This window comes from Acidimicrobiales bacterium, assembly GCA_033344915.1.
In the GTDB taxonomy this organism is placed as follows: Bacteria; Actinomycetota; Acidimicrobiia; order Acidimicrobiales; family Aldehydirespiratoraceae; genus JAJRXC01.
This window is the reverse complement of the sequence record JAWPML010000001.1, coordinates 2,640,059-2,653,208: the sequence shown is the minus strand read 5'-3', so window position 1 is coordinate 2,653,208 and position 13,150 is coordinate 2,640,059. Positions and strand designations below refer to the sequence as shown.

The 13,150-nt window shown below is 69.5% G+C and carries 5 protein-coding genes; 1 reads left to right on the top strand and 4 read right to left on the bottom strand.

Translation table 11 applies throughout. The features are described 5' to 3' along the window. Positions 1-37: 37 nt before the first annotated feature. The gene (locus tag R8F63_12790; protein MDW3219480.1) at positions 38-1,102 is read left to right on the top strand and encodes a TauD/TfdA family dioxygenase; all 1,065 of its coding nucleotides are present in this window, start codon (positions 38-40) and stop codon (positions 1,100-1,102) included. A gap of 45 nt (positions 1,103-1,147) precedes the next feature. Here R8F63_12790 and R8F63_12785 read toward each other — a convergent pair whose 3' ends face one another. The 4 genes from R8F63_12785 to R8F63_12770 all read right to left on the bottom strand — a co-directional run bounded on the left by R8F63_12785 (position 1,148) and on the right by R8F63_12770 (position 12,987). Beyond that, complete coding sequence (locus R8F63_12785) at positions 1,148-2,467, bottom strand: hypothetical protein (GenBank protein ID MDW3219479.1); 1,320 nt, start codon at positions 2,465-2,467, stop codon at positions 1,148-1,150. A gap of 89 nt (positions 2,468-2,556) precedes the next feature. Beyond that, positions 2,557-2,745, bottom strand: coding sequence for a hypothetical protein (locus R8F63_12780; GenBank protein ID MDW3219478.1), 189 nt, complete (start codon positions 2,743-2,745; stop codon positions 2,557-2,559). Positions 2,746-2,801: 56 nt separating this feature from the next. Next, positions 2,802-3,815, bottom strand: a complete 1,014-nt coding sequence (gene ltaE / locus R8F63_12775; protein MDW3219477.1) for a low-specificity L-threonine aldolase — start codon at positions 3,813-3,815, stop codon at positions 2,802-2,804. Between the two features lie 25 nt (positions 3,816-3,840). Beyond that, complete coding sequence (locus R8F63_12770) at positions 3,841-12,987, bottom strand: adenylate/guanylate cyclase domain-containing protein (GenBank protein MDW3219476.1); 9,147 nt, start codon at positions 12,985-12,987, stop codon at positions 3,841-3,843. Between the last annotated feature and the right edge of the window lie 163 nt (positions 12,988-13,150).

Genomic DNA, 13,150 nt, shown 5'->3' with positions numbered 1-13,150 from the left:
CCCACCTCGGGCCGCTAGCGTCTACCGCGTGGGCGACATGGTCACGATCGACGGGTACGAATTGCCCGCACGCTGGCTGCGAGACCATGGTGACGACGCCGGCTCGGTCCACCCGCAGACGCTCCAGCGCGAGGTCGACACGTTCGCGATACCGCGTGATGTCGCCGCCGTCTCGGTGGAGAACGCCGGCGAGACGCTCACGATCGGATGGTCCGACGGCGCCACGACCGGACACGACCTTGCGGCCTTGCTCGCCGTCGTCCGGTCGCCGCGGACTCCCGGACCGTCGCCGGGATCGTTCCGGCTCGACTCCGGCGCCGAGCTCTGGTCGACTCGGCCGGTCGTCACGACGTTCCCCGCCCCGGTGATCGAAGACGACCGGGCCTGGACGGACGCCCTCGGCCATCTGCGCCGCTTCGGTTGGGTCCGGTTCGACGGAGCGCCGCTCGGCGACGCGGCGGTGCGGCGGCTTGCCGGCCGGATCGGCGGGATCCGGACGACGCTGTTCGGTGACGTCTGGAGGATGGCGCCGGGCGACGTCGAGCATCAGGACTCCGCGTACGCGCCCGTCGCACTCGACGTCCACACCGACGGGACCTACCTCGATGATTGCCCCGGCACGATCGTCTTCGCCCAGCAGGAGAGGGACGGCGCGGGCGGCAACTCCATCCTGGTGGACGGGTTCGCCGTGGCCCGTGACCTGGTCGAACGCGAACCGACAGCCGCCGAACTGCTCGCCCGCTACGACATCGGCGGGCGCTACCTCGAGCCTGGCGTGAGCGTCCACGCCGACCGGCCACCGCTTCGGGTCGACGCGCAGGGCGTGCTTCGCCAGGTCAGTTTCAACAACTATGACCGTGCCCCGGTGCTGCCGGCCCACGGCTGGGTCGACGAGGTGATCGACGCCTACGCGGCGTTCCGGGCGCTGGCGACCGAGCCGGCGCGGGCGCTCGAGCTCACATGGGCGCCCGGCGAACTCCTGCTGATCGACAACTGGCGCGTGCTGCACGGCCGCACGCACTACACCGGCAACCGGGTGTTCCTCGGCTGCTACACCGGCCACGAGGAGCTCGAGTCGGCCTATCGCCGCGCCGGCCTGTAGCCGCTCGGGGGAGGTGGGACGGGACTCTGACCCCGCCGTCTCAACTCAGTGGGGGACGAGGTGGAGCAGGACGCGGGTGCCGCCGGGGAGCGCGAGGCGTTCGGCGACGGCGAAACGGTCGGCGGCCTGCGCTTCGATCGCGTCGAGCGTGTAGGCGTCGTGGGTGCCGGCCCGCTTGTGGCGCAGGAGGGTCTTCACCATCGGGTCGTCCTCGGTCGGGATCTCGAGGACGACCTCGCCGCCGAGCGCGGCGAAGTGGTCGAGGATTGCGGTCGTCGGCACGTTGTGGGTGAGCGCCAGATGGTGGATCACCGCGAGCGCGAGAATCAGGTCCGGCGACGATCGCTCGGGAAGGGGAGGGCGTTCGGTGCCCGTCCAGCCGATACCGGGGGTCGGGTCGGCGAAGTTCATCACCATCGGGACGATGCCCTCGGTGCCGTCGTCACGCAGCTCCCGGTAGAGGCGATCGACCACGAGATCGTCGGCGTCCATCGCCAGCACCGTGTCGGCGTGGCCGGCTGCGATCCGCGAGAACATGCCGTCGTTCGCGCCCACGTCCCACACCTGGCCTCGGTGCCGCTGCGACGCGATCTTGCGGACGAAGTCGCCCTTGAGGAGCAGCTCCTTGGACTCGTAGTGGGCGCGCTGGGAATAGTCGCCCCAGGTCGACTCCGACCGTTCCCACTCGAGGCCCTCGACCAGCTTGATCAGCCGGTCGATCGTGGCGATGAAGATCTCCTTCTTGTAGCCGGCGCTCTTCATCTCGTTGACGGTGTCGGCGGAGCCGCCGGTGAATCGCTTGTCGGCCTTCGCATGGAGCCACACGTGGAAGAGGAACCCCTTGTGGCCGGCCCGTCGACCCTCCAGTACCCGCCGGGCGTGCTCGGGCGTGATGCCGTCCACCGACCCACGCAGCCACGGCTGATGCGGCAGATCCTTGTAGGCGGTGAACATGAGCGGGAACAGGAACAGCTGGCAGAACTGGCGATAGCCCCACCACGGCTCGCCGTCGCGGTACGGCTCGAACGACGGGACGTCGATGAAGACGGGCCGGGTGCCGACGAACTGCACGTTGTAGGCCGTCGCGTCCTTGGTGGTGATGTCGTCGTCGATCGCCGCTCGCACGAGCCGGAGCGTCAACAGCGCGGCGTCCTGGAGCATCGAGAACGACCACTCGTGCGGATAGGTGACCACGGGGATCTGGTCGTGTTCGACCACGGTCGTCCAGGCGCGGCCATCGGGGCTCGACTCGTCGACGCGGCGAGTTCCGACGATGGTCCCCGCGTCGAGGCCGGCCCGGAAGAACGGCGCAGCTTCGGTGCGGGCGAAGTCGGCGGCGGCAGTCTCGTCGAGCCCGCGAAACACGCGGTCGCCGTCTCGCCAGACGCGAGAGGAGGGATCTCGAAACGAGCCTCGGTCGTACTTCGGGTGGGCGGGCGACGAACCCGTCGGGGTCACTGCAGTGATTCGTCGACGATGTCGGATGTCGTGGGGGCGTCCGCCGGGTCCGGCGCGTCGTCGCGCTTGCGGAGCCGCATCTTGGTCATCATCGTCTTGGCCGTGACCACCGCGCCCGCAGCTCCGGCCACGACGCCGCTGATGATGGCACTCCCTGACGCCGGATCCAGGTAACCGGACAGCATCTGTTTCCCCCTGATTTGGTTGCGGGAACCCTACCAGCGGGTGAAGAGCGTGGCGGTCACGAGAGGGCGTCGGCGAAGGCCGCGATGACGGTCTCCACGTCAGCGTCGGTGATGCCGAGATGGGTGACGAGACGACTCTGACCGCTGCCGTCGCGCCGCGAGATCAGCGTCTTCACCCCGGCGGTCTCCAGCGTCGACTGGAGGTCGGCCGGCGGATCCTCGAAGCCGAGGAAGAGCATGCTGGTGTTGCGGGCCAGGACCGTGATGCCGGGGATCTCGGTGAGGCCGGCGGCGAGCGCCTCGGCCCGACGATGGTCGTCGGCCAGCCGGTCGACGTTGTGGTCGAGCGCATAGAGCCCCGCGGCGGCGAGCACACCGGCCTGGCGGAGGCCGCCGCCGAGCATCTTGCGCCAATGGCGGGCCTCGGCGATCAGGTCCGCCGGGCCGCTGAGGACGGACCCGGCTGGTGCGCCCAGTCCCTTCGACAGGCACATGGAGACCGTGTCGAACCCGGCGGTGAGTTCTTCGCCGGAGACGCCGAGGGCGACCGCGGCGTTCCACATCCGCGCCCCGTCGAGATGGGTCGCCAGCTCGTGCTTGCGCCCGACGGCGAGCGCCTCGTCCATTCGCGCGATCGACTGCGGCGTGCCGTCCTTCGTGTTCTCGAGGCACAGGAGGCGGGTGCGGGCGAAGTGGTCGTCGATCGGCTTGACCGCGGCGTCGATGGCGACCGGGTCGGGGAGGCCGTCGGCGAGCATCGGCACCGGCTGGGGTTGGATCCCGCCGAGCACCGCACCACCGCCACCCTCCCAGCGGTAGGTGTGGGCCATGTCGCCGACGAGGTACTCGTCGCCCCGTCCGCAGTGGGCGAGCAACGCGCACAGGTTGGACTGGGTACCGCTCGTGACGAAGACCGCCGCCTCCTTGCCGAGTCGCTCGGCGACGACCGCCTCGAGTCGGTTGACGGTCGGGTCGTCGCCGAAGACGTCGTCGCCGAGCTCGGCATCGTGCATCGCCTTGCGCATTTCGGCGGTCGGCTGGGTGACGGTGTCGGAACGAAGATCGATCACCCCGGCATTCTGGCGCAACGGACCCCTACGGTGTCGACGCTGGTCCGAGGGTTCCCGTCAGTTCCTCGTATCGAGCTACCGCGGCATCGAGATCATCCGCTTCGAGCTCCTCCCACCACTTCACGAGCCCGTTCTCGCCGATGCCGATGACCAGGGCCGACCACTGGGTCTCCATCCCTGCTTCGTCCGTCGCGTTGAGGTCCTGGCGCAGCAGGAAGGATGTGTCGTCATGGCGGACGACCTCGCGGTTGACCGAGATTGCCGAGCCCGCCATCTCCTTCCAGATCTTGGTGCTCGCGACGAAGCCCTCGGTGTCGTACTCCTCCGACTCGAGCTGCTTGCGGACGACGTGACGGAACTGGGGATGGAGGAGCTCGCGGACACCGTCCCAGTCGCCCGCGTCGACCCGGTCACCGAGCGAGCGGAGGAGTTCGCCGAATGGCCGTATGCCCGGGTTCTCGTTCTCCCACCAGAGTTCATCGAGTCGGCGAAGCGCCTCGTCGAGATGGTCCTCGCCGAAGAACTCGACGCGGGCCGGTCGACCGTCGTGGTCGGCCTGGATGAGGTTGAACCACACGGACCGCATCCCGGAGGCGGTCGAACGGGTCATGCGCAGGAGGCCGACGAGCTCGCCCCGCCACGCAACGACCTCGTACCGGAAGTCCATGTCGTGTTCGTCGAACGCGGCGACCGACCGGGCCAGACCGTCGATCGACGTGAGCGGTACGACGCCCGGGCGATGATCGACGATCACCGCGTCGCTGTACGCCTCCCGCGGATCGAATCCGCCGGATGCCAAGGAGCCGGTGTCTTCGCCGAAGGCCTGGATGACCAGGTTGACAGTCGTGGGGGGTTCGGCGGTCAGCTCGTCGAAGCGGGCGACGGCACGGGCCAATTCCTCGCCCGGGAACCGGTCGGTCGCGCTGACGCGGCCGCCGTCGACGAACATCGCGATCGCGCCGTCCTCGTCGGTGCCGTCGGCGGAACGAGCGCTGACGCGGACTACCGCGCCCGCATGGGTCAGCCTCGGCATGTGGGTGATCGCAGGCCCGAACGACTCCGTCGTTGCGAGCGTGCGCGCCTGGTCGGGGTCGAGCGACTCGAGCCACCATTCGTCGAGGGTTGCCACGGCGTCGTCCAGGCCGTCCTCGTCGGTGGTGTAGCCGCGGACGATCCGCCCTTCGGCATCGATCTCGCGCACCACATGCCGGATGGCGTTCATCGACGAAGCCTCGATGACGTAGGTCTGGCGTGCGAGGGCGAGGTGTTCGCCGCGCGAGCGCAACCACTCGGTCTCGAGTTCCACGGTGCCGAACTCGGATCCGTCGTGACTGACCTTCAGGCTCTCCATGAGTCCCTCCCGGTCCAACGTCAGTTGGTCGAAGGCGAAGAACGACGACGAGTCCGGGCGGTAGAGCTTCTCGACCCCGTCGAAGTCGCCGGCCCGGAGCAGATCGTTGCACCGGTCGACGATCTGCTGACAGCGATTGCGATACGGCTGCCCGTCGAGGGGTTGCCCATCGGCCGGTGCCGTGAGCTCCTCGAATCGAGAGAGCGCAGCGTCGAGATCGATGACGTCGAACGACTCCTGGCGACAGATCCGACCGTCGCGTTGGACCACGATCACCAGCGCCGGCCATGACAGCCCGTCGGTTTCGATCAGTGCCTCACGGAGCACGATGTCGTGGTCGATGGCGATGATGCGCCGGGTCAGGGCCCGGCGGTGACCCGCCATCTCCCGCCCGACGGTGAGGAGCTCGAGGTAGCCATCGCGGTCGAGCGTGCCGAAACCCATCGATCGGTGGTCGACGTAGGTGAAGTCATCGGTGAGCGCCGCCCGATTTGAGACGGGGCCGTCGAACTGACGCAGCAGTTCCCACCCGCGGTCGAGCGTCGTCGCGAACTCGGCACCCTCGCCGTCGCGGTAGCGGCGGTGCATCTCCGCGGCGGCCGCCTCGAAGTCGTCGGGCTCGAAGGAGACGCCGCCGATGATCCGGGAACCGTCGGTTTCGATCACCTGGAGATGGGGGCTCGAGAAGCTCGATGCCTGTTCCGCGGGGGACAAGCGATAGAGCGCGAGTCGGTCACCGGCGATGGCGATCGTCTCGAGGCGCCAGTCCCACGAGGTGGCGTCGTCGACGATCGCCGCGAAGTTGGCGGAGAGGTCGGCCTTGCCGAGTCGGACATCGATGAGCGGTCGGCGGTCCTCGCCGGCGAAGTCATCGGCTACGAGCGTGAGCGCGGGCTCCATGTCGCCGCGATCGAAGACGGATTCGTAGAACGAGCGGGCCAGGCGCGAGGCGGGGTTCTCCAGCGGACCGAGGCCGCCGAGCGCCTCGAGGTCGCGCAGGGCTCGGTCGCGGTCCTCCGGGGAGTAGCTGGTCGCACGCACGGCCCGGCCGTCGGCGCCGAATTCCCCGAGCTGGAGCATCTCCTGGCCGAAACCGCTGCGACCGTCTCTGGGGTCGACGCGGGCGAGGACGAGATGGTCGTCGCGGGTGGCGATCACCTCGAACTCGTGGTCGATCGATCTGTTCGTCGAGTTGATGAACAACTCGAGGTAGTCGCGTACCTCCGGCTTGTCGAGCGTCGGCGAGCTGACAAGTCGCCGACGGTCGGTGCTGACGAAATCGTCGCGCAGCATGGCGAACGCAGCGTCGAGGTCGCGCTCCCCGTACGCCGCCTGCCAGAACGACGAGAGCTGCCGCGACGCCGCGTTGGCCGGCGCGGGGGCGGTCAGCTCGTCGAACCGGGCGAGCGCGGTGTCGCGATCGTCATCGTCGTACCATTCGATCCGAGCGGCCTTCCCGTCACGTGCGACCAACAGTGTCAACTGTCGATGGATCACCTGCCCACCGGTGTCGGTGGTTTCGCGGTTCTCCTGCACGATGAGCAGGCCACGGTCGTTGAAGGCCAGGTATTCCGGGACGATCACCGCAAACGGTGCGAAGAGGACGTCTCTGCGGTCGTCTTCCAAAGCGGCGCGGTCGATTGTCGGAAACGAGAAACGGCGGTGGTCCTTCATCTGCACGTCGTCGTGCATCAGCGTGGCGAGGGCGGCCGCCTGTTCGGTGCTGTCCGATTCCTGTGTTCTCCCGAGCGCCCAGGCCAGCTCGAACACCGCTCGATGTTCGCTGCCCTCGCCCTCGAGGTACCACTCGTTGAGGAGATCGAGAGCCGGCCGTAGTTCGTCGGGGTCGAAGATCTCGGCTCGGCGGGAGTGCCCCCCGTCGTCGGCCTCGATGACGAGCAGGTAGGCCCACTCGGCGTCTGCGCCGACCGCACCGATCCTCATTGCGGCGAGGGAACGGCCACGAATCGCGATCGTCTCCGTCGTCCATCGCCGGGCACCCTCTGCGATCGCCTGGGCGAACCACGACTCGGCCGTGACGCGGTCGAGAACGGCGAGGGCGAGGTCGCGGTTGTCCCGCATCGACCAGCCGGGGCCGAGCATCGCCAGCGCACCATCGAGCTCGCGGCGGGCGAGGCGGGCGTAGAAGCCGTCGGCGGCCGCGGTGGCGAGATTCCGGAGCCGGCGGTCGGCCCGGACGAGTTCTTCGAATCGGGCCTCGGCCTCGGCGAGCTGGTCCTCCGCGAAGAACTCGAGGTCCGTGACCCGCCCGCCGCGCTGGGCCTGCACGACGAGATGGCGATGGAACACCTCGCCACCGGTCGTGTTGGCGGTGTGTTCCTCGCTGATCGTGAGCAGCGCGTTCGGCGCCAGTCGGAGGAACGCAGGGCTGATCGACGTCCGTGTTTCCTCCGCGTCGTCCAACTCCAGAAGCGCCGATCGGTCGATGTCGGGAAAGCTGAAGGCGCGATGATCGACGAGTGTGAAGTCGTCGTGGAGGATCTCGGTCAGTCGGGCGATCCGCTCCTCCTTCGGGAGCTGGCCGGCGGCGGCCAGGTCGGTGCCTGTCTCGATCATCTCCTGATAGGGCGCGCCCTCGCCCTCGATGTACCACCGGTTGAGGAGGTCGAGGGCCGGGCGGAGATCGCCAGCCTCGAAGTGAGCATCTCGGATGGCCAGTCCCGACTCGTCGATCTCGCTCACCACGAGGAAGCGACGTTCGTGGGCTGCCTCGACCGTCATCTCCGACAGGGTCACCCGGTCGCCGCGGACCGCGACCGCGGTCGCCGACCACCGTTTCGGCTGCCCGCCGACAGAGAACCACTGGATGGCCGATGTCGCGTCGAGCTCGGTGAGTCGGAGGCCCCGTTCGTCGGCGTTCACCCAGTCGGGGTGGCGGAGGGCCCGCGCCCCATCGACGTCGCGGTCGTCCAGGATCCGTCGGAAGAACTCCTTGTTCACCTCGAAGGCCCGGTTGGAGACCGGCCGAGTGGCGGTCAGTTCGTCGAAGCGGGCGCACGCGGCCTCGACGGCGTGCTCGGGGAAGACCTCGAAGTGGGCGCACTTGCCGTCGCGAATGATCCGGAGCTGGCAGCTGCGGAACTCGACGGGGATGCCGTCCTTGTCGCGGAAGTCGGAGTGGTCGATCTGGACGGCACCGTGCTCGGTCAGACGGGCGAATCTCTCGACGATCATCCGTCCGTGCATGCCCGTCTCGACCTGAGCGTCGAGCATGTCGGCGAGCGGCGTCTCGTGGCGGATCAGCGGCCGATGGTCGATCACCATGCAGTCGCGGTGGGCGAGGTCCCACGTCGCGTCGACGTCGAGCTCGGCGATCGCACGGCATTGGGCCGAGATCGCGTCGAGGACGTCGGCGAACTCGGCTCCCTCGTGTTCGCGGTACTGGCGCTCGAGTTCGGCGTAGGCCTCGTCGAGATCGTCGAAGATCGAGCTGTCGACGAAGCGCCCGTCGCTAACCCGGGCCACCATGTAGTCCGCGCTCTCGGTGTCACCGGGATGGAACCGGGACCAGATGTGGTTGATCGAGTGGAGGTCACCTCGGATCGCCAGGGGCGTCATGCGGTGGTCGACATGGGTCACGCCCTCGAGCAGGAGTTCGAGATAGTCCGCCATGTGGCTCTGGAAATCGGGGAACGACAGCCCGCGCTCGTCGCTTGTGCCACCGGACACGAGCGCGACCGCGGCGTCGACATCGAGGTCGTCGTACAGCGCCGACCAGAACTCGCGGGCGAGGCGGGTCGCGGCGTTCTCCATGGTCGCGGGCACGGTCAGCTGCTCGAACCGGCGCAGCGCGTCGTCGAGGCCGTCGCCGTCGAAGAACTCGGTGCGTGCGTACTTGCCGTCCCGAATGAGGTGGAGCGCGATCAGGTCCCATTCGGCCGCGAGCGCGGCGTCGTCGTGGGAGCGGGAGCGGAACGTCACGACGAGGCCGTGCTCGTTGATCGCCTCGATGGTCCGGGCGAACAGCGTGCGCAGGTCGACGTCGGCCGCCAGTTCGGCCATGTCGTCGCGGTCGGCCGTCGCCTCCAGAAGCCGACGGTTGTCGACGAGGACATAGTCGTCGGCCACCCACTCACCAGCGAACTCACCCGTGTCGGCCATCCACTCGAACTGGCGCCATGCGGTGCGCAACACCTCTGCGTAGTCGGCCGCTTCGCCGATGGCATAGCGCTCGGTGAGCTCGCCGCTCGCTGCCTGGATCTCGTGCTCCTCGAACACGACCGACGCGACGAGCAGACCCTCGTGGTCGACCTCCAACACATCGAGGGTCGAGATCTCTGAACGGTCGCCGCCGAAACGCAGCGTGGTGGCGAAGAGGGCGAGATACTCACCCCGCGTGGCGACGAGTTCGGTGTCGTACGAGCGCAGTCCGGCGACGATGTCGTGCTGGAGTGCACGCCGTTCGGCGAGACCGGTCATGTCGTCGTGGAGCGGGCGGCGGTCGATGAAACGGGCATCGGGAAGGCACATCGCTTCCCAGGCTGCGACGTCGCGCCGGCCGTAGAGCGCCCCGGCCGCTGCGCGGCCGTGTCGCGTGGCCAGCGTGTCGATCGACGACGACCGCAGGTCGAATCGGGTGCGGGAGGGTGCCTCCACGACCACCACCGCGCCCTTCTCGGCGAACAACCGATTGGCGGTGCTCGTTGCGTGGTCGGCCTCCTTCTCGTCACCCCGGAGCCGGTGGATGTCGGCCAGGCCCACGAGCGCGGTGGCGTGGTCCATGGTGAGATCCGTGTCGGCGCCGATGGCCACGGCCTCGTCGGCCAGTCGGAGCGCGGTGTCGAGGTCGCCCTCGTGGGCTGCGAGTTCGGCCTGGGCGGTGCGCGACGCGATACCGGTCTGGAGGTTCTGGCCGGCGAGGTCGGCGGACTCGTCGGCGAGTTCGGCCGCTTCGTCGGTTCGGCCCTGGGCCAGGAGCGAGCGCGACAGCAGTGCTGCGGCCTGGCCGGCATCGGCGCCCACGCCCAGGGTGCCGAGCCCTGCGTGCGCCACGCGGAGGTGGGGTTCGGCGGCCACGGGGTCCCCCGCGAGGAGCTCGATGTAGCCGGCGAACATCCGGCACTCCAGGATCCCGTGGCGGAGACCGAGTTCCTCGACGATCGCCTGCGAGCGGTCGATCAGGGTGCGGGCTTCGTCGAACCGACCCCGCATCGCCTCGAGCACGGCCTGGCACCGGATCGAGACGGCCTCGACCATCGGCGACGCCGAAGTGATGCGCAGGAGGCGGATGATGTCGAGGCAGCGGCCGCCGGCTCGGGCGACCGGACTCGGCCCCCACAGCGCGGCGACGGGCGCGGCACCGAGCACGGCGGTGATCCGGCGGCGATCGTCGGCGGCCCGGGCTGCAGCCAGCGCGGCATCGAGCTCGTCTTCGCACTCGCCGACCCGGCCGGTCCGGGCGAGGATCAGCGCACGAACGAGCCGGGCCTTGGCGACCCCGGCATCGTCTCCGACATCGGCGAGGCGGGCGGCGGCATCGGCGACGATCGGTTCGACCTCGTTGAGGCGATCCGGTTCGGTGAGCACGACGTGTTGGCCCTCGAACGCCGCGGTCCAGGCGGCGATCCGGTCGTCGCCGGTGTGGCGGCGGAGCTCGTCGAGGTGCGGCGCGCCGTCGCGGACCCGGCCGGCGCCGAACCAGGCCTCGCAGGTAGAGAGCAGCAGTTCGGGCCGACGGGGATCGCTCTCGTCGAGCACACCGAGGGCGCGCGTGGCCAGCGAACCGGCCGAGGCGAGGTCGTCGCGCGCAAGCGCTCGTTCGGCGGCCAAGGCGAGCAGGTCGGCGGCTCGTCCGCCCAGGTCGACAGCGTCGCCGTCGTCGCCGCCGAGCTCGCGGAGATAGCCGTGGGCCTGTTCGTAGTGGAAGGCGATCGAGATCTCGTGTTCACCGCCGAGTTCGGCGGCGGTGGTCTCGGTCCACTGCCCGACGCGGCGGTGCATGTCGATCCGGCGCTCCTTCAGGAGTCGCCGGTAGGCCGCATCTCGGATGAGCACGTGGTGGAACCGCCAGACCGGCTCGTCGCCCCAGTAGCTGCCGGTGGCGTCGACGATCTCCTGGCGACGGAGCCGTTCGAGGATCCGCTCGAGCTGGGCCGCTCCCAGATTCGGCAGGAGTGTGCCGACCGCGCCGCGGGCGAACTCCGACCCGACCACCGAGGCGGCCTCGACGACGCGCCGCTCCTCGTCGTCCATGCGTTCCACGCGGCTGGCAAGCAGCGAGATGATGGTCGGCGGCACCTCCACGGCGTCGGCATCGATCGCGAGGACCCACCCCGACGGCGTCTCGGCGATCACCTCGTCGTCGACGAGCATGCGGACCAGCTCCCGCACGAACAGCGGGTTGCCCTCCGTCGAGTCGGGGAGGCGGGCGATCAGCTCGTCGGGGAGCGCCTTGCCCCCGAGGATGCCGGTCGCCAGTTCGGCCATCGTGGTGGGGTCGAGCCCTTCGAGCGCGATCACCTCGGTCACCCGCCGTCCGACTTCGGCGAACGCCGGTCGGATGTCGCGGATCTCGGGCCGGGCGAGGGCGACGACGAAAGCGGCCCCCTCGGTCCACTCGACGAGATGCTCGAGGAGGTCGAGGAAGAGCGGTTCGGCCCACTGGATGTCGTCGACCACGATCACCGCGGGTCGGGTCGCGACCACGAGCTCGACCAGGCGGCGAGCGGCCCAGAACGACTCCTCGGTGGAGCGCATCGGGGCCGCGCCCACGAAGCCCGCCAGCAACGGCACCAGCCGGTCAGCGTCGTCGACCTCGCCCACGAACGCGCGGAGGTGCTCCGAGATCGCCTCGTTGGAGAGTCCGGCCGGCAGTTCGCTGACCGCCCGCAGCAGATCGGCGACCGGGTCGAAGGTGGCCGCTCCCGCCCGGTCGACGCGGAGGTCGAACGACGTCACTTCCGACGCTCGGCGGGCCAGCTCGGCCGCGAGGCGGGTCTTGCCCACGCCGGGCGAGCCGATCACGGTCACGAGCTGGGGCGCGCCTTCGGCGATCGTGTTCTCCAGCGCGGCGGTGAGGGCGGCGAGCTCTGCTTCGCGGCCCACGAACGGCGTGGCGACCTCCTCGTCCTCGACGGCGGCGAGCACCTGGAACGTCGCGATCGGCTCCGCCTTGCCCTTCACCTCGACTTCGCCGAGCACCTCGTAGTCGACGGTCGAGCGGGTGAGCCGCCACGTCTGTTCGCCGACGAGCACCCGGCCGGGCGTGCACTGGGCTTCGATCCGGGCCGCGGTGTTGATGGGGTCGCCGACCATGTCGGCGTCGTCCTCGGCGATGACCACCTCGCCCGTGTTGACTCCGACTCGGAGGCCGACCTCGACGCTGTGGCGATCACGGATCCCGTCGATGACGGCGGCGAAGCGGCGCTGGAGCTCGAGGCCTGCCCGCACCGCTCGGTCCGCGTCGTCCTCGCTGACGTCGTGCACGCCGAAGCCGGCCATGACCCCGTCACCTTGGAACTTGATGACCTCGCCGTCGTGCGACTCGATCACGTCGCGGGCGAGCTCGTGGTAGGCGCCCATCTCGCGGCGGGCGGTCTCGGCGTCGACCCGTTCGCCGAAGGCGGTCGATCCGACGAGGTCTGCGAACACGATGGTGACGGTGCGGCGGACCGCGCGGTCCTCGGAGGGCGGGGGCCCTTCGGCCGCGGCGGTCGTCGCCGAACCACACTCGTCGCAGAACTTCGCCGTGGGATGAAGGTTGTGGCCGCATGTCGCGCACGCACGGGTGATCGGGGTTCCGCACTCCCCGCAGAACTTCGCGTTCGGCCGGTTCTCCTCCCCGCACGATGTGCAGTTCACGCTGTCCCCCTGCCCGCGGCGCCACGCCGGGTGCTCAAGTGTCCCGCGGCCCCATTCCGGACGCCAGCACGCGGCCCCGGTCATCAATCACACCCCGAGTGGAACCCACGTCACAGACACCGTCGCGTGCTCCGCCTTCGGCCCGCAGATGAGACGGGACTCT

Excerpts from the sequence above, each read along its gene's own strand:
- R8F63_12780 (MDW3219478.1), bottom strand. The coding sequence starts at position 2,745 with ATGCTGTCCGGTTACCTGGATCCGGCGTCAGGGAGTGCCATCATCAGC.
- R8F63_12790 (MDW3219480.1), top strand. The coding sequence starts at position 38 with ATGGTCACGATCGACGGGTACGAATTGCCCGCACGCTGGCTGCGAGAC.